The organism is Marivita sp. GX14005 (genome assembly GCF_023370775.1).
Lineage (GTDB): Bacteria > Pseudomonadota > Alphaproteobacteria > Rhodobacterales > Rhodobacteraceae > Marivita.
In genome coordinates, this window is the sequence record NZ_JAMCCQ010000003.1 from 19,490 (window position 1) to 40,388 (window position 20,899).

Annotated in this window: 16 protein-coding genes, 1 tRNA gene and 2 pseudogenes; 11 read left to right on the plus strand and 8 right to left on the minus strand. The window is 58.4% G+C overall.

The genetic code is table 11. The features are described from left to right. The first annotated feature begins 41 nt into the window (after window positions 1-41). A tRNA-Asn gene (locus M3465_RS10225) sits at window positions 42-116 on the plus strand. 224 nt (window positions 117-340) lie between these two features. Then, a complete protein-coding gene (locus tag M3465_RS10230; protein ID WP_249501654.1) occupies window positions 341-2,206 on the plus strand; it encodes a site-specific integrase in 1,866 nt (621 codons plus the stop codon). A 99-nt stretch (window positions 2,207-2,305) separates the two neighbouring features. Here M3465_RS10230 and M3465_RS10235 read toward each other — a convergent pair whose 3' ends face one another. From M3465_RS10235 to M3465_RS10245, 3 genes are all read right to left on the minus strand, one after another. Next, window positions 2,306-4,267, minus strand: coding sequence for an AAA family ATPase (locus tag M3465_RS10235; RefSeq protein ID WP_249501655.1), 1,962 nt, complete (start codon window positions 4,265-4,267; stop codon window positions 2,306-2,308). A gap of 208 nt (window positions 4,268-4,475) precedes the next feature. Continuing rightward, entirely contained in the window at window positions 4,476-7,022 is a 2,547-nt protein-coding gene (locus M3465_RS10240; RefSeq protein ID WP_249501656.1) for a DEAD/DEAH box helicase, read from the minus strand. Next, window positions 7,019-8,782, minus strand: coding sequence for a site-specific DNA-methyltransferase (locus M3465_RS10245; RefSeq protein WP_249501657.1), 1,764 nt, complete (start codon window positions 8,780-8,782; stop codon window positions 7,019-7,021). The genes M3465_RS10240 and M3465_RS10245 overlap by 4 nt, the downstream gene beginning before the upstream one ends. A 500-nt stretch (window positions 8,783-9,282) precedes the next feature. Here M3465_RS10245 and M3465_RS10250 point away from each other — a divergent pair, with 500 nt between their 5' ends. The 3 genes and pseudogenes from M3465_RS10250 to M3465_RS10255 all read left to right on the plus strand — a co-directional run bounded on the left by M3465_RS10250 (window position 9,283) and on the right by M3465_RS10255 (window position 10,849). Then, entirely contained in the window at window positions 9,283-9,603 is a 321-nt protein-coding gene (locus M3465_RS10250) for a hypothetical protein (RefSeq protein ID WP_249501658.1), read from the plus strand. Window positions 9,604-9,771: 168 nt separating this feature from the next. Beyond that, window positions 9,772-10,020 (plus strand): annotated as a pseudogene (locus tag M3465_RS17195) (relaxase/mobilization nuclease domain-containing protein); the annotation flags it as partial. 469 nt (window positions 10,021-10,489) lie between these two features. Beyond that, window positions 10,490-10,849 carry a hypothetical protein gene (locus tag M3465_RS10255; RefSeq protein ID WP_249501659.1) on the plus strand — a complete coding sequence of 120 codons (360 nt, stop codon included), beginning with the start codon at window positions 10,490-10,492 and terminating at the stop codon, window positions 10,847-10,849. Between the two features lie 396 nt (window positions 10,850-11,245). Here the strand turns inward: M3465_RS10255 and M3465_RS10260 are convergent, their stop codons facing one another. From M3465_RS10260 to M3465_RS10275, 4 genes are all read right to left on the minus strand, one after another. Further along, complete coding sequence (locus tag M3465_RS10260) at window positions 11,246-12,058, minus strand: hypothetical protein (RefSeq protein WP_249501660.1); 813 nt, start codon at window positions 12,056-12,058, stop codon at window positions 11,246-11,248. Between the two features lie 94 nt (window positions 12,059-12,152). Beyond that, complete coding sequence (locus tag M3465_RS10265) at window positions 12,153-12,737, minus strand: hypothetical protein (RefSeq protein ID WP_249501661.1); 585 nt, start codon at window positions 12,735-12,737, stop codon at window positions 12,153-12,155. Between the two features lie 139 nt (window positions 12,738-12,876). After that, window positions 12,877-13,188 carry a hypothetical protein gene (locus M3465_RS10270; RefSeq protein ID WP_249501662.1) on the minus strand — a complete coding sequence of 104 codons (312 nt, stop codon included), beginning with the start codon at window positions 13,186-13,188 and terminating at the stop codon, window positions 12,877-12,879. A 40-nt stretch (window positions 13,189-13,228) separates the two neighbouring features. After that, window positions 13,229-13,570 carry a hypothetical protein gene (locus tag M3465_RS10275; RefSeq protein ID WP_249501663.1) on the minus strand — a complete coding sequence of 114 codons (342 nt, stop codon included), beginning with the start codon at window positions 13,568-13,570 and terminating at the stop codon, window positions 13,229-13,231. A 313-nt stretch (window positions 13,571-13,883) separates the two neighbouring features. Between M3465_RS10275 and M3465_RS10280 the strand changes: the two genes are divergently transcribed. After that, entirely contained in the window at window positions 13,884-14,264 is a 381-nt protein-coding gene (locus M3465_RS10280) for a helix-turn-helix domain-containing protein (protein ID WP_249501664.1), read from the plus strand. Between the two features lie 31 nt (window positions 14,265-14,295). On the opposite strand, the gene M3465_RS10285 is transcribed toward M3465_RS10280, so the two are convergent. Continuing rightward, window positions 14,296-14,487 (minus strand): hypothetical protein, encoded by a 192-nt coding sequence (locus M3465_RS10285; RefSeq protein WP_249501665.1) that lies wholly within the window; start codon window positions 14,485-14,487, stop codon window positions 14,296-14,298. Between the two features lie 122 nt (window positions 14,488-14,609). On the opposite strand from M3465_RS10285, the gene M3465_RS10290 reads away from it, so the two are divergent. The 5 genes and pseudogenes from M3465_RS10290 (at window position 14,610) to M3465_RS10310 (ending at window position 20,897) form a co-directional block, all read left to right on the plus strand. Then, on the plus strand, window positions 14,610-15,146 hold the full coding sequence (locus tag M3465_RS10290) for a hypothetical protein (protein ID WP_249501666.1): 537 nt from the start codon (window positions 14,610-14,612) through the stop codon (window positions 15,144-15,146). Between the two features lie 133 nt (window positions 15,147-15,279). Next, window positions 15,280-16,224 carry a GIY-YIG nuclease family protein gene (locus M3465_RS10295; RefSeq protein WP_249501667.1) on the plus strand — a complete coding sequence of 315 codons (945 nt, stop codon included), beginning with the start codon at window positions 15,280-15,282 and terminating at the stop codon, window positions 16,222-16,224. Window positions 16,225-17,073: 849 nt separating this feature from the next. Continuing rightward, window positions 17,074-17,370: pseudogene (locus M3465_RS17150) on the plus strand (ATP-binding protein); the annotation flags it as partial. A 71-nt stretch (window positions 17,371-17,441) separates the two neighbouring features. Then, entirely contained in the window at window positions 17,442-18,431 is a 990-nt protein-coding gene (locus M3465_RS10305; protein ID WP_349305039.1) for an AAA family ATPase, read from the plus strand. A 648-nt stretch (window positions 18,432-19,079) separates the two neighbouring features. Then, a complete protein-coding gene (locus M3465_RS10310) occupies window positions 19,080-20,897 on the plus strand; it encodes a peroxidase family protein (protein ID WP_249501668.1) in 1,818 nt (605 codons plus the stop codon). Window positions 20,898-20,899 lie beyond the last annotated feature (2 nt).

Genomic DNA, 20,899 nt, shown 5'->3' on the forward strand with positions numbered 1-20,899 from the left:
CTGGACGCGCCCGCCCACTATTGCTAAACCCCGCCTCGTGTTCCGGCGTAGCTCAGCGGTAGAGCAGTTGACTGTTAATCAATTGGTCGTAGGTTCGATCCCTACCGCCGGAGCCAATTCTACCGCAAAGTATTGATAATAAAAGAAAGCCTTAAACCGCTCCGGTTCAGGTTTTCTTTGTCACACAAACCGTGACACGGTTTGTCACACAAGATGCCCTTTCCTCGACCGGCTGGCTGAATGCGACCTCGAAAGGGGTCAAGTCATGGAACAGGCGTCATATCTTCTAGTCCGAGGGTCAACATGGCAGTATCGTAGAAGAGTGCCGGGTTCGTCCCGCATGATCCAGATACCGCTTGGAACATCCGACCGCGAAGTTGCGGCAAGGCTTTCCCTGCGCCTGACCGCAGAGTTCGAGATGACGCTAGACCGCCTCCTTCGTGCCGACCGCCTTATTCCCGAGGAATTGATCGCGAAATATTTTGACTTTTGTCTACGACGGATTGTGCTGGACCTGAGCACACGAAGCCGTCGAACGCGCATGTCTGGAAAAATTACGCCGGTTGATCGTCGTCATGAAGAGATCACGCGCAAGGTCGTGCGGGACATGATCCAGGACGGACTTTCGGTTGATCTTCCGCCCCACCGGATTCCGGAATACGCCACACCGGATGACCTCGAAATCGCGATGACGGCGCAACGACAGCAGTTCGCCTTTATCTCCCGATCGGCGCGGCGTCCGCATTTCAAGGCGGCGGCGTCGATGATCGTGGGCACGTCCGAAAGAAGTTCGGATCAAGATTTGCAATTGACCGAGGCGTTTTTGCATGCCCATGCGACTGCACTTGAAATCATTGAAAAAGAGCCGAAGGAGAAAGCAACCATCGCAGCCGCGCGATCTGCAGAAGTTTTGTCAGGACTTTATCGTTCGTCGCCTTCGTATGTTGAACCCGCGCTTTCATCTTACACATCGCCCCCAGGGAACAACCGGATACAGATAGATCCGCCGGTCTTGCTAACCGATGGCGTCTCGCTGATAAGTAACCCCCTAACGCATGCTCTCCTCGATGCCCAATTCGATGCAGCGCGGTCCTCTGACGAGCTGCTGGATCGAAGCCCAAGAACCCAGCCTTTTGGCCATGATCTGGCGGGCGCTTGCGAGCGATCGATCAAAAGGGCACAGGCCGCAGGAAAGATGGACGACAAAACCGCAGATGGCCGCCGGATGTCCATAAAATTATTCATGTTCGTCAGTGGGTTGCAGCTAGTAACGGAAGTAGAGCAGCATCATCTCTCGATTTTCGTCAAGGCGCTGAAGGCTCTACCCAGGAACTTCAACCGATCGCTGCATGACCGGAAAAAGTCTTATTCCCAGGTTGTGGCCGAGGCCAAATCATTACCGGTCGACAAGCTTGGTCGTGATCCTGGCACAATCAATCGCCATCTAGAAACGATTGGCGCCGTCTTGAGCCACGCCCGCGTTCAAGACAAAATCGAAGTCGATCGCGACATCGACACGGCGGCCCTCCGCGTTCCCGAAACGAAAAGGGCGAGGAACAAACGTGATGCGTTTGAGCGAACCGAAGTAATGCAACTATTTGAACACCACATCTGGCGAGGCTGCCGCAGCAATGTCAGGCGCCACGAGGCGGGCGACGTCATTGTTAAAGACGGTCTCTATTGGGTCCCGTTGATCGTCCATTACACGGGCGCACGGCTTGAGGAAATTGCCGGTTTGCCAGTTACCGCAATCATGCCTCATGAAACTGATTGGGGCTTCGATATTAGACCGCATGAGGAGCGAAGGTTGAAAAACCTGCAGAGCGAACGGCTGCTTCCTGTTCACGAGCATCTTCTCGAGCTTGGGCTGGTCGAGCATTGGAACAGCATGATCGCTCAAAAAGATGAATTTCTTTTTCCAGAGCTGCGCCCCAAGAGCCAGAAGCTCCCGTTTCATAAGGCGATGAAATACAATTGGGACAAGGCCCGTCGCATGCAGTTAGGCAGCAAAGCCGAAGGACTGACGATGCATAGCCTCCGCCACTACGTGAATATTACCCTCAAGGACAACAAAGCTATCGAAAAATTTGTGCGCCTGGACATCCTTGGCCACGCTGCGGTAGATCTCAACGAAGAAGTCTATACTGAAGGGTCTTCTTTCGAGCAAAAGATGAGCGCAATTAATTCGATACCACGCGCATTTTAAATTGCTACGCGCCGTTGGATTGTTCGGGATGACCAGTTTATCTCTTTCGTAGTCGTTGAATGATGTCTCGCTTCGCAGAAGGCCATGCAAATACTGCGATCAAGCCAGCATCCGATTGTAGACCGAGAACACTTTTTCTGCGCGCTCAAGGGTAGTGAGGATGGCCGCATCGTCACCTTCAAGGATGGTCGGGTTGCGGATCAACCAATCTGCGGGCCGGAAGTGGCTGTATTCGGGTATGTCCTCTGGTAGGATGCGGAAGTAAGCTTCGGCTTGCTTAACCTGCCTCGGCGCGCCTTCGGATGCCGCGAGCTTCGCCCCCGTGATTTCATGTTCGCCGGTTAGGCCGTAGGTCGCATTGATGATCCCGCAGAACAGATCGGGGTGCATGAGGTCTTCAATATCCGCCTCGCCTTGGTCCAGCAGTTCCGCGACCGTATGCAGGCGCTCTGCCGCGAGAACTTCGCTCCTGCGGAGCCGTTCGATCTTGCTCTTGTCGCCCTGGCCTTGGTCGGACAGCACAGCTACGTTCAGATGATTGCCGTGAAACAGAGAGACGAAGGGGCGAACGTTGTCGATGCCGCCCGCAGGGCACATGGTCCACTTCGGGTTGAGGCCTGTGCGCCCGCGACGTTCGAGTTCGTTCGAGAAGGCTTGAAGATAGAGAATGTCGGACGGACCTTCGACAAGAAGGCTGTTCTCTCCGACGAATAGAGATTGCGTGACGGAATACCCAAGAGCCCCTTGCAACGGGAACAAGGTATCCTTGTCGGTGCTCATTACATCTTCCGTGATCTTGGTTCCGAGCGATTGCGGGCGTGTCGGTTCTTTTAGATCAACCACATCCTCGACGACGCGGCAGTCAGCCAAACGTTTCGGCGGCACCATGAACGGCGAGTGCGTCGAAAAGATAACTTGATGCGATGGAAGCAGCTTTTCTTCGATGTAGCGCAAGAGGTCTTCTTGTGCCTTGCCATGCAGTGTCAAACCCGGCTCGTCTAGCAGAATTATCACATTGTCCGTCTCGCGGCGCATCATCGCGAATTGGACGAGGAATGAGAAGAACCACACGAACCCCGCACTGCGCTCCGAGAAAGGCACGCTTGCTCGATGCAATTGATTATATACCCGCGCTCGCGCTACGGCGCCCGCATTGAACGGGGCGGGGTCCTGAGGACGGCCTTCGTTCAGTTCAACTTTAACCTCGAGATATTTGTTCTGCGACCAATACTGGAATATCTGATCGGTAATGTCAGCCGAAGCGGCCTCGCACTTAGCGTTCAATTCCTCATAGCGTGGAGACTGGTTCAACTCGTCAAGGTCTGTTCCGGCAAGACGAAGAAAGTTCAAGAATATTTCATCGCCCGGATCTACCTGACTATGCTGCTTGTCTTGCGCTATTTTCTGCGCCGACAATTGGCCACTCATGCGGTCGTAGTGGGAAGTGTAAAAGAACTTCGGCACGAGACCAGAAACGAGGTCAATGCCCTTGCAGATGACTGACTCCTTTCGATAGCCTGCGAACGTCTCTGAAAGCGCCGCAAGTTTTTCAGAGGGTGTTTCCTGCGCCTTCACAGCCGCAAGAAGGGCGCTGACCGTTGTTGCCTTCTCGACCACCTTCTTTTCCGCGGCGTTCAGGCGTTGCGCGGAAATTGCGTTCTCAATGGCTTTAGCCTCGTCAATGGCAAGCGTCCAACTTGTGCCATCCTGCCGATAACGCTTGCTAATAGTGAACTCGCGCGACGTGATGGCGTCTTTACCAAACTCGTCGGAAAGTAGTTGATGAGCTTCATCTGATAGCTGCCACCAAGTCTCGACGACGACTGCATCTTGATTTGGATGGCGCTCGTCGTATCGCGTCGCAAAACGCCGAGGATAATCCTCAGTCACGCCAAAGGTCGTCTGTGCTTTTCCGAACGGTCTAATGGATTGTAGCGCGGTAAGGGTTGCTGTCTTGCCAGCTTCATTCTTGCCGACGAGGCAGCACAACTCGCCCATGGAGATTTTTCCCGTGTCGAGAATTGACTTGAAATTTTGAACGCGAATGTGGGTAAGTTTCATTCCGGCCTGCCTTTGCTCGCCCTTAAGGTTCAGAAGTTTGGACTATTTGGTGGCGCGCACAAAATATAACGGCCTTACACACGCTATTGCATACAATTACCCGAGTTTCTCCGTGCGTCAACGCGCCCTACCAGATGCATCACCGGATAACGCTCATCGACCGAGACAAGGCATCAAAACACATTCGTAGCGGCATCCGAAGCCGTATTCACTGGATCAGCACCATGTCCTCGATCTCGAACGGTCCGGCGCTGAAAATTCGATTATATGGCTGGTTCCACACAGCTTTCAGGAAGACTCCTTCCGCTTCCCTGAAAGACCAGAAGACCTTCTTGTATTCGCTATGCTCGGAGCGGATTTTGATCGCATTGCTGTCCGAATGCAGCCGCCCGGTTTCTCCGTCATCCTTGATCTCCACCAGTGCGATGCTGTCGCGGGTGCGCCGTCCGCTGACACCGACAACGAAATCGGGGAAGAACCGCTTGCCGGTCGGCAGGATCAGGCGGGTTGCCCACTTCTCGCTTTCCGGGTTCCGCAGCCACCACTTCACCCGACCCGTGTCATCATTGTCCAGCATTTCAACAAAGGCTCGCTCGGGTCGGTTGTAACGACCGATGAAGGCCCCATAGGCCCCCTTCTTGGCCTTCGGAGCGTCCTTCGGGCCAAACTGTTCTGTCGGGATTGGCTCGTTACTCTCCAGGCGGATATGGTGGCCCTGCGCGATACGGACGGCCTCTTTCAGCGCCTGTGGTTGGCGCAGGATGGCCAAGTTGATCGTTCTGCGAATGTCGCGGCTCGTCGCGGCGATACCCTCCTTCTGGCACAGGCGGGCAAGTTCAGCCTCTACGGCTTCGCGGATGCGGCGGGGGTCGATCCCGTCATTGAACATCAGCTGCGCCTGCGCCTGTTCCGCGATCCGGGCTGCCGACATCCTGACGCTCAGGGCGCGCTGATCCGTCTGGCCTGCGTTGAACAGGTCGCGCATCGACAGTTCGGCGTTACTGTTCACCGCCAACAACATAGAGGTCATGGGCACCATGCGGCAAAACTCGCGGGCGATCTGCGGACAAAGGTCGTCTTCGATGTCGAAAAGATTTGGCAATTCCTCTCGCACAAGCGCCGTCGGAATACCCAGGTCTGTGCGCAGCAGATATTTGACCTGATGCTCTTGCGGTGCGGGCTGCGCAGGCGTGACGCGCGGTGACAGGACATCGGGCAGGTCAGGGAAAAGCGGCGGCGAGGCCGGCGCTGAAAATCCCTCGACCGCACTCAAGGCGCTTTCCTGGCGGACGGTAGAGGCGGTGGCATAGTTCGGGTTCAGCAACCCCATCGAAACCTGTCGTTCAGCCCGGTCGGCCTCGGTCTCACCCGGCACGGCCTGCACGGGCGGGGGCGGAAGGGACGTTGCGCCATAGCTTTCCGCCGCGCGCGTGTCGTTGCCCAACACATTCACGTCGAGCGTATCGGTCAGAACCGCGATCCCCTCGCGCACCGCTTTCAGATCGGCGGCAGCTTCATCCAGCCCGACCTGCAACTCGGGGTCCGACATGAAGACATAACCCCGGTCCAGCAGCGGCTCGGTCCCATGCAATGGGCGCACCAGCGGATGCACCCGCATGATCCTGCCGACGATCTGCAAGCCGAAATCCCTGCCGCGAGACGGGCGCACGGATACCAGCGTCCACGCACGCGGCGCATCAAATCCGGTCGCCACGGCCAGCTTGAAAACCAGAACCTCGATCTCGGGGTCATAGGCGAGCGTATGGAACGCCGGGTCCGGCTCGCCCGAGGTGTGGACGGCGATCGCCTTTTCGGGCACCCCGATCTCGATCAACCGCTCCTTTACCCGCGCAACCGGGTCTTCCTTGCCCTCTTGCTGATCCTCGACCTGCACCAGCATAAGCGGCGTCAGACTAATCCCCTTCTCGGCCAGCTTGTCCTTGATGAACGAATGCTGCGACCAACCTGCCGTCAGGGTCGCCACTTCGGTATCAATCAGCGCCCGGTCCTCTTCCTTGAACCGCAGCACGCCGACCATCAGACCGACCTTGTTCAACCCCGCTTTCACCACCGCATCGCGCGCGAAGGTCACACGGCTGGCCACCTTCAGACCGGCATCTTTCTCGAACTTTTCGAGCTTCGCATCGTTGGGCGTTGCTGTAGCCAAGACAGTGTAATCCGGCGACAGGACATTCAGAAAGAAATCAGCCGTGGCCTTGGCGCCCGAGCCGAAATTCAGGTGCGCCTCGTCAATGACCACGCCGATGCGGAAGCCACGCTCGCGCAGTTCGGCGATCATGCTGTCCACCGACAGCGATGCCTCCTTGTCGCTGCGGACCTTGCGGCTTTCCTTCTTGACCACCGCAACCGAGGCCCAGGTCTGCACGAAAACATCGCCATCACGGGCCGCGCTCGCCTCGCGGTCGGCATAGACATCGCGCTGGCGCAATGCGCCGCATTGGGCGGTCAGGGCGCTGCGGGTCTGCGTCACCAGCCCGGCATAGGGGGCGAACCAGAACCAGACCGTTTTGGCGGAAAGCTGCCCGCGCACAGCTTCCAACGCGCGGCCCAGCATCAGGGTCTTGCCCGATCCGGTGGGCGCTTGCAGCAGGATCACCCCCAGCTCGCGCGAGATACGTTCCCGGTGTTCCGGTTCGCGGTCATGCAAGGCTGAAACGGTGCGCAGCGTTTCGGCCATCGCATTGACGGCGTTCTGCTGATACGTCGCGAGCGACAGGCGGAAATCGGCGTTCATTGGCGGAACCGCCCGACAAGTTCGCTGCGCACCGATCGCACGTCCAGGCCGACGACGGCAGCGGTGATCTGGCCCGGAGCCCAGGCATAGACAAAGGCGTTCTCGCGCCGATCCACCACGCCGCGCAGGTGGTCCAGCAGGTCGGTGCCGACCCGGTCCGCGAAGATCAGGGTCTGTTCTTCCGTCTTGTGCTCCTGCCACGGTGCCTGAGTGTAGCAGGTCATGGGCAGGCGATGCAGGGTTTCCAAGGCCGCCCAAACCTCGGCGGGCGCAAGATCCTGGTCGAGATCCTCGAATTCGATCTCGCGGCAGCGCAGATAGGCGAAACCGGCGGCGAGGTCGGCGAATTTCCTGTCGTCCGAGGCGTTCAGGCGGCGGATGCGCTCTGCCGTCACATCGCGGCAGAGGTTCTTGTCGGGGTCGTCCGCGGTCGCCTCGGTGGAGGACACCATGATGAACCGCCGATCCCCGCCATCCTCGGCGTTCAACTCCATCACGGCCTGGGCGGTGGTCGCGGAGCCTGCGAAGAAATCGAGCACGATGTCGCCGGGCCCGGTGGACTGCCGGACGAGTTCGCGGATCAGGGACACGGGCTTGGCGTAGTCAAATGCACGGGAACCGAAGATCGCTTGAACGGTCTTGGAACCCTCTTGGTTCATCCCAGCCGCGATCACATTGACCTCCGGGCCTATCGCCTCCGCATTTGCCCAACTGGACACAGGTTTGGTGTCTTGTTTCAAGTCTTTGAGAAACAACTTCCGGCGAACGCTACCAAGCCCAATCTTCTGTCCCACCCAGAAATCTAGATCAGGAATGTCCCGCCGCAGAAACCGATGCGCCGTTTCCTCATCAATTGCTTGGAGCAATTCAGGGAGGCTCTGAAACTCCTGAAACTCAGTCCGCTTCGTGAAGATGATTTGGCCACTTTCATATAGGTCTTCAAATGTATCCCCTCGCGCCGACTTCATCGAACGCTTCTGGAAACTCCAGACACGATTGGGGTTGCATGGATACCAAAACCCGGTCTCCGGGTCCTGAACCGGGAAATAACTGTTCGGACGCTCTTTGAAGCTGGCATTCTTCTGAAGTGTAGTGCTAGACCAAGGACCTCTTGGATCATTGTCGTCGTTTGAATACTTGCCGACATCAACCGGCGATCCGCCAAAGCGAAAGGCGGACTTTCCATAAACCAAGACATGCTCGTGGTCTTGGCTCAGATAGGCACCTTCACCCTTTGTGCCCGGTCGAGTTTTCCAAACAAACGACCCCACCCGCATCCCCGGCATGGCCTCGTCCATCAGCAATTCCAGCTTCGCCCGCTGCTCGTCGTTGATCGACACGAGGATCACCCCATCCTCGGCCAGCAAATCCCGCGCCAGGGTCAGGCGGCGGAACAGGAATTCCAGCCAGGTCGAATGGAAATAGGCATCCTCGGGGTTGGCGTAATGGTCGTTATAGACCCAATCCTTGGCCCCGGTGTTATAGGGCGGGTCGATGTAGATGCACTTGATCTGCCCCGCCATCGTCATGCGCAGCCAACGCAGGGCGTCATAGTTGTCGCCCTCGATCACCATGTTCCGCCACGGCGCGGGCTTGTCCGACAGGTCCGGAACGACGGTCGCCGCCACAAAATTGGCGTCCACGGCGTTGTCCGCCTCGATCTCATCCCGCTCCCAGACCAGCCCAAGCTTCTTGGTGCGGTCCCGCTTTTTCAGCAGTTCGATCAAATGCTCGCGAGGAAGATCGTCGTATTTGCTCATGCGCGCGCCCCTGCCTTTTTTTCTTGGGGCACCGCCGCGCCCGGTCGATCCGCGTCAGGCAAATCTGCCCGGCGTTCTGAAAGCGATACACTACCCCCGCCCGCGTCTCAACGCCCGAGGCGTGTGTCCGGGGGCAATTTCGATGCGGATGCATTTCCCGCCTGGCCGTGACAGCGCGGGCTTCTCTCCCCGACAAAACGGGCCACCCCTCCGTGTTCGTAAAACACATGCCATCTACCGCCCCGGGGCCGTTTGAAACGGCAGTGTCGCGATCCGTAAAACAGCGGCCCACACCCCCTCGCCTTAGGTTCTTTGCGACAACCAACCGGCCCAAGGCCAACATGGAACGTTGCAAGTCAAACCCGGCAATACGCTGCGCCTCCCACAGCCGGTTATCCACAATAAAACAACTCTCGGGATTTGCGGGATGTCATTTGCACGGTGACAGGGCGGGCAGTCTCCTTATCTCCCCCGCATCGCAACTGGGAAAGACGCAGACCATGCCCGCCAAACCGAAAGCCATGATGAAGACCCTGAAGATGCACGTCCCGATCGAGACGTTGCGGCGGATCGATGAAGCCCGGATCGTAGCCGGCTACACGACGAGAACGGAATATATGATCGATAGCGCACTCAGTGAAACCCCGGTCCATCTGAGAGAGATTGCGCTGCGCATCGGCCAGCTTGGACTGATCTGCAATACTATTCTGATTGGTGATGAGGAGGTCGGGACGGCAACTCTCCAGGGCGAAGATGCCCGGCGCGCTGTTCGCAAGATTATCAAGACCTGTGACGCGGTCCGGTCCGCTTTGGAGGGGTGACGGATGCGGCCCAATCTTCGGTGGCATAGCGACTTGAACGTAGTCCACGGATACGTCCTTAGGCCCGGATCGGAACCGCTGGGCGGCACGATACCGCTTCTTGGTGCGCGCGACCTGAAAAAGCGGCTCCGCGATCTGGTGTCTACCTGTACGGTCCCAGAACCTTTCATGCACTTGACCTTGTCACTTCCTGAGAGTCGTCGGGCCGCAGGAAAGGTCTGGCTGAGACTGGTCGAGACCGCGCTCCGCCTCGTTGGCTGCGAACCCGATGCAATGCCCTGGGTTGCCGCTCGGCACAAAGACAGCTCTTGCGATCACGTTCATTGCATCGTTGTGCTTCGGGAGTTCTCAGGGCGCGAGGTGGTTATTTCGGGAAATCGGGTAAAGAGCGAATCGACCCACAAAGAGCTTTGCCGAATGACTGGCTTGGTGCTGCCGAATTTCTTCATTCCCGAGTTTGGACCGCGGCTGTTGCCAATTACGCCCACACGGAATCTGAACAGCGTCCGTAAAAAGCAACTCCATTCGGATCTTGAGAAGGTGTTTCTGCTCCATCAACCCGAAAGCCTTAGGGACCTGAATCTGCATCTTTCCAAGCGTCCGGGCAGGTATCACGGGTTCCCTGAAAATACATCGACAGGGCATCCGTCCATCGTCTGGCGCAGTATGGAATATGAGTGCTTTACCGGGACACTCGGGCTTGCGTGGAAACCGCGGCTTTTGAGGAAGCGATTTGATCTGGGTAAGACGCTGCGCGCCGTCCGCAATGAAATCGAGCTCGCCAAGCTGGCGACCATCTTTGAAACCCCAACCATGGAGAAGATCTTTGCCAAAACACTCGACGTCGTCCGAACCTGTGCAGCTTCAAAACGAAGCGGCCATGATTTTGGACCAGCTTTTGCAAACAGATCGGAACGTGACCTTTCTGCACCCTCTGATGGATTTGCTTTCCCGGCCTTCGGATCAAAAGGAAACGCTGGGCGAACGGCTGGCGGCACTGCTGGCGGACCTGATCCAGACGCTGAGCAATTTCCAGTCGGAGCAGGCCACGCTGAGCGATGCGCAGGTGGGTCTGACAGAGGCGGTAAACAATGCGAACGAGCGATCCGAGGAGAGATTGATGCAGCTGGAAACGAAGCTGACCAAAATGATCGAAGCGGAGATCGAATCGAGCAGGGAACGTTACGATCGAATGGAGAAGAAGATCGACCGAATGCTCACACTGCTGAGCCTGCCCCTCGACTGACCTTTGCTGCACTCCTGGCCCGCGTCTGCACCGCTGCGGCAAGCTGTGCGGCGGGCTGGCGCGTGAAACCGATGCGCGGCAACCGTGGCGTCGCAATCATTTTCGTTGACAAAAGCGCGGCGAAAGTCGGTCCTGACATAATGAGCATAGCCGCCGACGGAAAAGAAGTCAGGCGTTTCGAAGCGGCCTACCAACCCTACGTCGTGAAGCCAGTGTTAGCGGATCCAGCCGAAGGAGTGGGAAATGCTCCGGATCAGAATGATGGGCCCGGCTTCTAACCGGGCCGCAAGAAGGGTTTTCAGGTGCCGTCAGGTATCACTTGGTCAACTCTGCGATTTCGCACGCCGAACTGAGTTGAGTCGCGCAACGCTCGCACCTCTGAAGTATTGGCGCCGGTCACAGGTCCAATTTCGAGGGGGCGTCATCACCCGTCCCGGTGATCGCATCAGTGATCTGTTTCGCGGCTTCGATCCTGTCCCTATCACGGAGCGCGTAATCCGTAATCGTGAACCGGATGAGTGTGTGCGTTCCCATCTGTTTGAAAGCGACCTCGTATACGACTGAACAGCCCGTCACGACGGTTTCAGGGTCTACGATTTGGAACTGAGCGGGTCCGCCGCAATTCTCCGGCATTGCAGTTGTCTCGCCCGCGGCGATCTTTTCCCCATCAACGCTGTGAATCCAGATCGCCCGGTCAAACCCCAGGTCTTTATCCATGAAGGTGGGTTCACCGAACTCTTGGATCACTTGTTTTCGCAGGGCGTCCAAGCTGGGTGCTTCGGGCAGCGGAATGCCCATGCTACGCGAGACCGATACTGCGACGTTTCCGGTCGCGTTGGTTGACAGGAATCCTTGCATGAACTCAAATTTGGTCTCGTTTTGATACAGATAGGGGTTGTCGTAACCATGCGTCTGGTAACCATAAGTCACATTGAGCCCGATCTGGGTTCCGTTCATTGTGACCGTCATGATGCCTTCTTGCGGATACAGAGGGATACCGCGCGCTGACGCTGCCGCCTCGAGTTCGTCGTAGCTGGCTCCCGGTGCAAGATCAAGGATACGATACGGGTGGTCAGTGACGATATCCGCGGGATCGACTACGGGCGTCAGGTCAAACGACAAGGCAGGCGACGCGGCTAACACGGCGCAAGCCATCAGTGCAACGCGGTAGAAGGTGGACATTGGGATAGGGGCGGATCTCCGGTTCATGTGTCGTGTTCCTTTTTTGAACCATGTTTGAATGATGAAGCGCGGACGATCGCTGCCGCGGGAATGGTCCGCACCGATAAAAGACCGCGATCAATTACGGTTGGGTCAGCAGCTGAAAGATTGCCACAGCGCGGTCGTATTTGAGATTGCGGGCGAGGGTTATCACCTTGGAGCCATACCGGATTCTGACCCGATACCTACGCTTCGCCGAAGACGACGATATCGCGGCGGACGCGCCTAGCATGGCCGAAGTAGTCGCATTCGCCAGCGTTCCCATGACCGCCATCGACGCCCCAGAAACGCCGGATCCGCCAACGATGAAGCCCGGCTGAGCCGTGTAGGAGACGTCCTTGTCCATCGGGTTGTCGATCAACACCTCCGAGACGCGCGGCAGGTCGTAGGCCGCGCCGTCCTTGATGATCGAACCCTGCGTCAACGTGAAAGTTTGGATCTGATACATTTTGTAGATGACAAACCCAATTCCGGCAAACAGGAGAATTGGAAGGAACCAGTAAGATACCGGCAGGATGGAAAGCGACACCGCTAAAATGATCACCATCGATATCGGCAGGATGACATATGCAGACCATGGCAAGCCATCTCCTTTGAAAGAGATGTGTCGTTTGTCCCCGTCGTCGGTGATCGAGTAACCTAGATCGAAATTTGCCTGCTTTGCCATACGTTGATCCTGTGCAGAGTTGGTCGCCGCGCATCGGAAATGCGGGTCGTTGCACCCGTCGGGGTGCCAGTGGTGTTCGTTATGGATGGAGCGACCGGCGTGAGACGGAGGGGGTCTACACTACCTCAGCCGGTCCGCGTCAGCCAGGCACACGCCTGCATTCGAACGTGTCACCGCTCGCCGGGCTATGCCACGTCAGGCTATTTTTCGTCACATCGAACATGGCGAAACGATAGCCATCCGTCATTTCGGCTCCCCAAGCATCTTCGGCGATCTTCTCGATACTTGCGACCGCAACCTTTTTTCCACTGACGACATAGGTTGATCCATCCAGACTGAACTGCATGATCTCGCAATCCCAGTTCCCGTAAACAGGCGGGGCTGTTTCGGCATGTCCATTCGTGGGGGCGAAGAATGTCGCGGTGGCGATGACGATCAGGCTGTGTTTCATTTCTGGCGCCCTTCAAACGGAAAAGATGTCGAATATTTTTTTACCAAGCGCATAGCTTGGCGGTTGTATTGGACCAGCACGCACCGTCCCGGGTGAGCGTTCCGAGCGGATCATGCGCGCGGTTTTCGCCGATCTCCCCATTCCAATACGCAGATGCCTTGCCGTCGCCTTCAACGTAAAGGTAGGCAAAGTGCATTCCGTTCGCGCCGGTAATCTGAAAACTGCCGTCGTTGCTCGAAAGCGTGTGAAATTCGCAAGACCCATCTATGAAGGTTTTACCCTGAACTTCGAGCAAGCATTTGGCTGGCCGCGCTTGCGCCGTGGCCCCGATCGCGATGCTCAAGGTGGATGCGACAAAGAACAGCGACAGCCTGTTTTTCACAATGAAACCCTCCGGTTAAATCAAACGACACAAGTCAGGTGTCGCACAACCCAAGCACGACGGGAATACCCGAAAAAGACGGTATCGAGCGATTGCACAAGGTTAGTCGGCGTGGCAAGTTCGGATTGCGGGTAGCATATTCTGCTCGTGGGGCGTGGAATCCCCTTGATGCGTAGCTCGGTCGACTTATCGGCCGGGTGACCATTGCGTATGTCCAAGCGAAAGCCAAAGGCAATGGTGCCTCGGGCTACGCACGAGGATTCCAACATCCGGCTTTGACCGGAGCGCCTCTTCAACCTGAGGAGTCGTGGCGATGTTCGATAGTTTTCAAGTGCAGCTTTGTGTGACGTCCCGTGATGCTGGACCCGATGCTGACCGGACGCCCTCTTACGATAGGTCAATCGTCAGCTTCAGCACTCCTTTTAAGTCTGACGCGGCACCCGCTGTTCCGAGCCTCGGGACTACTCAGACATGCAACAACCTTGCTCCGATGGCACGGTCGCTTTCCCGACGAGAGGCCGAGGTGCTGCTCTGGGCCGCGCACGGTAAGTCGGCCTGGGAAACCGCGCAGCTTTTGGGGCTGCGCGAAGCGACGGTCAAATTCTATGTTCGAAAAGCGTGCGTGCGCCTCGGTGTGAAGAACAAGACGCACGCTGTTGCCATCGCGCTAACGCACAATCTCATCGAGATGTGACCTCGATCAGCAGGAGCGTTGTGGCCCAAGATCAAGGTTCATAGGAGGTCTCCCGCTTGAGAAACTCGGCCAGAATGCGCCGAATAACCTCTGGACGGGTTGGTAGATCTTCCAGCGTGCGACGATACTCATCGACGGCCGCGATCATCGCTGGCTGCATGCGGATCATGACCGGTTCTGTGTCCGTCGGCGGACGGCCCATCTTCTTCTTTTCTGCAGGCATACGATTTTCTCCGAAAGCTGCTTGACTATCGGATTACATAGTTACATGATACGCAGACCAAGGCAAGAGCAGCAACTCTCGCCTTGGTCCTGACCAAGGCCAATCTTTCACGGAGATCAACAATGGCTGTTTTGATGCCTATCATGCCGCCCGCGGCATTTGAAGTGACTCGCACGTCCGAATTCGGCTGGCACTTTTGTAGCCACCTGATGCCCGCCCTTGCGGCCTACATCGTCGCGGAGCGGGATCTGGATGACGTTGCTGGCGCATATGACCCGGCGTATCTGCAGTATGAGCAGGAGGCAGATAACGCCCGCGCAACACTCACAGACGCGATTGTCGAAAATCTTTTGGTGCCGATCGCGGTCCCGACTGATCGTCCCATGCGCCGTATGGTGATGCTGATCGATGCACTTGTCCGCGCGGAAGACGTCGGCACGTTTAAGGGCTTGCATCGCAGGATGCACTTTTCTTTTTCTGAGTTGTTCCAATCACACGCGGCAGGTCCTTCCGCTCAAGCGGTAAATTCTGTCTTGGAAGATGCTCGCCGCATGGTCGACGCACTGGTTGCCCTGCCGATTTTCGAACGATGGTTGGATGAGGAACTGAGCATCTACCACGCGTCCACTTTCAATTTGCTTGGCACGGAAAGCGTCTAAGCGCCGCTTCCGATCTTCTTCCGCAGCCCGCCGGCCTGTGCCGTCAGCGCGCCGCACGTCCTGCCCCTGCAGCCGGCCACGCGCCGGATGCCACATTCGCATATTCTTTTTCCTACCCAACGGAGGCCAGCCCATGACCGCGTCCAACACAAACACCATGACCATCAACGGAATTTCCTTTCCGATCCATACCGGCACGATCAAACCGGACTGGATCGCGGAGGCTGCCGGGAAAGGGTTTGATATCGTCACCCGCGTTGCCGATCGCTTCCACCTGGCCTTGCGGTGCCGTGTGTGCGGCGGCATGAGCAAGGTCAAGCTCTTCACACTTCGGACGGCGGCGCGACCGCTGTGCTCTCATTGTCTGACGAAAGAATGGGTTGCCGACGCACAGGCGGCGGGGCTTGAGTTCCTGCGGCGCGACCCCGCGAACCGCCACTACGGAATCTATCTGGCCGAATGCGGGCACGAATTGTCGCGCCAGTTTGCCCTTGTGAAGCAAGCGGCCGAGGGGTCGAAGAGAATCCGATGCGGCACGTGCCAGTCCGCGATCGAACATGCCGAGGCGTGCGCCAGGGGGTGGACGCTCGTTGGCCCCGACCCGGCCGGAAACCCCAACTATAGGGCTTACCGCCATGAAGCATGCGGCCATGTGCAGCGGATGGCGCGGGTAAATTTACAATCCGGGCGGCACTCATGCGGAGGATGCGGCGTGGATTGGCCCGCGGCGCCGAGCCACCTCTATGCCATGATGTTCACTGTCGCGAATGGCCGCGAGCTGGTAAAAATTGGCTACTCGAACGACCCTGAAAAACGCCTGCGTTACCATCTCCAGCGCGACCGCGAGATGCCGTGCGAGATCCTGCGCACCGTCGCTGTGCCCACTGGGCAGGAGGCGATCCGCATCGAAAAGGGCCTGCACGCAAAGCTGCGGCGTGAGCACTCGGAATGCGTCGTCGCCCCGGAAGCGTATCGGGGACAGATCCGTGTTCAGTCCGAGATCTATGATGGCAGCCTCACCAACATCATCCTCGCTGAACTCGCCCAGATCGAAGCGCAGCTTTCTGAAGCCGCCTGATTTTCCAGCGTAGCCATTCTTCTGCCCCCGCCCAGTTAGGTGAGGGCCACCGATCCCGTTTCTTAGGAGTGCCCGATCATGGTCAAAACGAAACACATCAACACCGCGTGGCAGGCATACGCATATAGCTTGATCGCGCGCCTGCGGCAGCAACATGGCGTCCTTCCTGCCGGAGGGCATGAGGAATCGGAACTCGACCACCTCTTCAAAAGGTTCCATACGTCGGACGAGACGGCAGACGACGGACCCCTTGTCCCGTCGCGCTACGTTCCGGCACGCGAGCTCCTGATGGTCATCCGCTTCGCGGCGACCATCGGCTCGATCGGTGCGGGACGCGTTATGCGCCAATGCGGCGCGCTGACCGTGATCAACGATGTTCCGCGCGACGAAATCGTTCTGCTCAAGGATGTGCTCAAGATCTGCTTCCCTCGCGATCAACTGGTGCTGGTTGCACCTGAGATTTCCGAGGGCGCCGTCTCGAAACATGCGCATGACCGCTTCGTTCGGCTTATCGCCGAAAGCCTTGACAGGATCGAACCCGTTTTGATCCTCCAGCCTGAAGGGTTGAGCCTACCGAGGCATCTGAAGGTGACCGCCGTGACGACCTTTCCGATGGCACGTATCACGCAAGATGTCGTCTTGACCTATCTTTGCTCAGGTCATCTGGCGGACGAGATGGCAAGCCAACGCGACCCCAAGACGCTGCTGCCCGAGGATCCGGCACTCCGACGCTTGAGCGCTATAGAACTCTGCGTTGCGCTGCGCGCCCCTGATCTGGCGACAGCCCTGCAGCAGCTAGGTGAACTGGCTCAGCCCGACCCATACACGCTAGGACCGAGACTGGAGGACATGGAGGGCGACAGTCCTGCTTTGGCTGCCGCCCGTCGACTGGTGGCTGACCTCCAACTCTGGCGCGCGGGCACAGCTGGATGGCATGAACTCAGCCGCTCGGTATTGCTGTATGGCCCGCCGGGGACAGGAAAGACACATCTGGCGCGCGCGATGGGAAACAGTGCCGGACTCTCGGTGGTCACTGCCAGCTTTGGTGAGTGGCAAGCCTGTGGCCATCTCGGGGACATGCTGCGGGCGATGCGGACCAGCTTTTCCCAAGCGCGCGCGCAAGCGCCTTGTCTCCTCGTCATCGATGAGATTGACGCGGTCGGATCGCGGTCGGACGATGATCGGCACGCGTCGAATTACCGGATCCAGGTCATCAACTGTTTCTTGGCCGAGATGGATTCGATCGCTCGGCAGGAGGGCGTGATCGTGGTCGGCACGGCCAACCACATCGAACGAATGGATCCTGCCGTTGTTTCTTGGCCGAGATGGATTCGATCGCTCGGCAGGAGGGCGTGATCGTGGTCGGCACGGCCAACCACATCGAACGAATGGATCCTGCCGTCTTGCGCGCCGGGCGGATGGATTTGAAGGTGCAGATGCCGATGCCGGATGCGGAGTCTCTTCTGTTTATCCTGCGCGCGCATTTGCGAGATGACATCGCAGACCCTGACTTGCGCGACCTGTCGCACCTCGCTGTCGGCAACAGCGCTGCAGATATCGATGCGGCGATCCGAGCGGCTCGGTCCGACGCGCGCCATTCGCGCAAACTTCTGAGCATTCCTCTGCTGCAAAAGCATCTAGGGATCTCGACGGCATCTGCCGACGAAAGCGTTATCTATCGGGTGGCGGTCCATGAAGCGGGCCACGCCGTCGCTGCGGCTGCTCTGAGTCTCGGCGTAATCACGAGCATGCAGGTCACTGCTGGCGGGGGCATGATCGCTCGGCAACCAGCGCCGCATCATTGCTTGATCGGCGATGTCGACGCCGAAATCGCCTATTCTCTCGCCGGCCGCGCGGCCGAACGCCTTGTCTTCGGCGAGGTATCTGCCGGGGCGGGAGGGCATAAAGATTCTGATCTCGCGAAAGCGACAAGAGCCGCCCTCGAGATCGAGGCTACCTATGGCCTGGGTTTGCTGGGTCCCGTCTGGCACTCCGATCCGCATCAGATGTATCTGGCAACGCCATCTCTTCGAGATCGTGTGCGACAGCGCATCGAGCGCGCGGAAAAACGTGCTGCCGGTGTCCTCTCAGGTCACAGGCAGGCCCTTGAACGACTTGCAAATGAATTGGCCGCAAGACGGTCATTGCGCACCGCCGATATCCGTCGATTTTTGGAAGGCGCGAGTCCCGATCGACAGCACAACTGAAGCAACGCTCCCATCCGATGGACCCGAGTCCGTCTGACAGCGAACAACCTCCATTCAGGAGACTTGCAGTTCCGGCACGGGAGGTTCAACAATCATGCGACGTTCGGGGGCGTCTCTCTCACCCAGAACGTCACACAAAACGTAACACAATCGGTCGCTCCAGCATCACCCAACGACGAAAAGTGCATATATTATCAATAGCTTGCATAAACGCAGGCAATTTTGCTCCGATCCCTACCGCCGGAGCCAGAAATTCCTAGCATTTCAGCTGGGTTGACGACCTCGGGGGGCTTTTCGGGGTCTCTGGTGTCCGATGAGGGCTCGGGTCCTGTCTCGTATTCGGATGAAGGGCGCCCACCTTTGCGTTGTAGGTGATCTATGTCCTTCAGCGATGCCCGCCTGGCGTCGCGTTTCGGCGGAAACAGGCCGGTTTGACCGCGTTCGGTGCGCGGGCGCACGCAGGGCGTGCGAATCGTGGTATAGTAAGGTTCTGTTATTTTGCAGATTTACCAGTACCTCCTTGTTTTCAAATTATTTCAAATCTGGAAGTCATCTGGATCCTGTTAACCTTTCGAGTCACTTTTCGACTCCTGACGACCCGACATCGCGATCCGTGGTGACTTCGATTCAATTCGAAGGATTGTCATCATGCTTTTTACCCTGGGACACGGACAAAAAATCATACTGTCGAACGATGCGGCGCCCGGTGGGGGGCTTGGCGGGCTTGCGCCTGCGGTCGAGGCCGATGCGGTGTCTTATGCGCAGGCCACCGGCGCTGCGCCTTCGTCAGCGCCTTCCGGCGCGGCGGCGATGCCGCAGGCAGGCGGGATGCCGGGCGGACCGTTCGGCTACTTCTTTCCCGATGCGGATGCGGCCCCGAGCGATGCCGATATGGTCGCCCGGCTCGATGCGCTCGCCGATGCGATGGTCGAGGCGCCGAATGATCCGGTCGATGCCGATAGCGCGATTGCGCCGGTCTTTACCTATCTGGGGCAGTTCATCGATCATGACATCACCGCCAATACCGATCGCAAGGCGGATCAGTCGGTCATCGTGCCGCCCGATGGCGACACGCTCGACCCGCTGCCGCGCGATCATGTCACCTCGGCGCTGGTCAATCTGCGCAAAGGCTCGCTCGGGCTGGATAGCCTTTATGGTGACGGGCCGGATGACGGGCCGGCGGCGACCAAGCTGAAGAACGCCCTCCGCTCGCCGGGGTTCGAGGGGATGATGCGGCTCGGTGAGCCGTCGGATGTACCGCCCGAGGTCGGCGTGCGCCCCGATCTTCCGGCCGACGATGCCTGCGACCTGCTGCGGATCGGCACGCTTCTGGACGAAGGCAGCCTGCAGGAAAGCGACATTCTCGGCACGCCGCTGGAGCCCGCGTTTGCAACGAATGGCGCGATCAATCCGGCCGCTGCCGTCATCGGCGATGCGCGCAACGACGAGAACCTGCTGGTCGCGCAGCTTCACGCGGCCTTCCTGCGCTTTCACAACCGAATTGTCGTCTGGCTGCAGGGCCAGGACGATGCGCCGACGGGCGATGCACTTTTCGAAAAGGCCCGCGAATTGACGCGCTGGCATTATCAATGGCTGGTGCTGAACGTTTTTCTACACAAGATCTGCGATGCGTCCGTTGTCTCTGAGGTCAAGGCGAACGAGGCCAAGGCTTACAAGGCGTTCCGCGACCGGGTGATGAAAGGCGCGGGCGGCTATGCGAAGGAGGATCACCTGCCGCTGCCGCTCGAATTTTCGGTGGCGGCGTTCCGTTTCGGCCACTCGATGGTGCGCGGGGCCTATGATCACAACCGCAATTTCGGGCGCGGCGACAACCCGATCACCGAGCGCGCGTCCTTCGACGATCTCTTCCGCTTCACGGGCGGCGGCGGGATGCGCGGATTGCCGACGCTTCCGATCAACTGGATCATCGAATGGGACCGTTTCGTGCATGACCAGCCGAAGGAGGCCGATCACGTCGCGCGCAAGATCGACACCCAACTCGCGCCGCCGCTGGGCAACATGCTCAAGCAAGCCGACGGCGTGTTCAAACATCTGGCCAAGCGTAACCTGCGGCGCGGGCATCGGCTCAACATCCCGTCTGCGCAGGCCTGCATCGAAGGCTTCAACGGCGCGGGCTATGGCAAGATCACGCCGCTCAGCAAGGAAGAGCTGACCTCCGGCCATACCGGGCAGGCCGTTGCGGATGGGAACTTTGCCTATGCGACACCGCTGTGGTTCTACATCCTGCGCGAGGCCGAGGTTCAGACGGGCGGCGCGCATCTGGGCCAGCTGGGCAGCCGCATCGTCGCGGAAACACTGGTCGGCCTGGCGGTCTGCGATCCGTCCTCCTGCTGGCACCAGTCCGGCTCGGATGACGGGCGCTGGCATCCGCAGGACGGCGCGCAGCCCGAAGGTGAGGTCGTGGACGACATGCCGGCGCTGATGCGCGCGGTTCTGTGGCTCTGAGC

Bases quoted from the DNA above. Each gene is read 5' to 3' on its own strand.
- M3465_RS10230 (WP_249501654.1), top strand. From the start codon at position 341: ATGATCCAGATACCGCTTGGAACATCCGACCGCGAAGTTGCGGCAAGG.
- M3465_RS10235 (WP_249501655.1), bottom strand. From the start codon at position 4,267: ATGAAACTTACCCACATTCGCGTTCAAAATTTCAAGTCAATTCTCGAC.
- M3465_RS10240 (WP_249501656.1), bottom strand. From the start codon at position 7,022: ATGAACGCCGATTTCCGCCTGTCGCTCGCGACGTATCAGCAGAACGCC.
- M3465_RS10245 (WP_249501657.1), bottom strand. From the start codon at position 8,782: ATGAGCAAATACGACGATCTTCCTCGCGAGCATTTGATCGAACTGCTG.
- M3465_RS10250 (WP_249501658.1), top strand. From the start codon at position 9,283: ATGCCCGCCAAACCGAAAGCCATGATGAAGACCCTGAAGATGCACGTC.
- M3465_RS10260 (WP_249501660.1), bottom strand. From the start codon at position 12,058: ATGAACCGGAGATCCGCCCCTATCCCAATGTCCACCTTCTACCGCGTT.
- M3465_RS10265 (WP_249501661.1), bottom strand. From the start codon at position 12,737: ATGGCAAAGCAGGCAAATTTCGATCTAGGTTACTCGATCACCGACGAC.
- M3465_RS10270 (WP_249501662.1), bottom strand. From the start codon at position 13,188: ATGAAACACAGCCTGATCGTCATCGCCACCGCGACATTCTTCGCCCCC.
- M3465_RS10280 (WP_249501664.1), top strand. From the start codon at position 13,884: ATGTTCGATAGTTTTCAAGTGCAGCTTTGTGTGACGTCCCGTGATGCT.
- M3465_RS10285 (WP_249501665.1), bottom strand. From the start codon at position 14,487: ATGCCTGCAGAAAAGAAGAAGATGGGCCGTCCGCCGACGGACACAGAA.
- M3465_RS10290 (WP_249501666.1), top strand. From the start codon at position 14,610: ATGGCTGTTTTGATGCCTATCATGCCGCCCGCGGCATTTGAAGTGACT.
- M3465_RS10295 (WP_249501667.1), top strand. From the start codon at position 15,280: ATGACCGCGTCCAACACAAACACCATGACCATCAACGGAATTTCCTTT.
- M3465_RS10310 (WP_249501668.1), top strand. From the start codon at position 19,080: ATGCTTTTTACCCTGGGACACGGACAAAAAATCATACTGTCGAACGAT.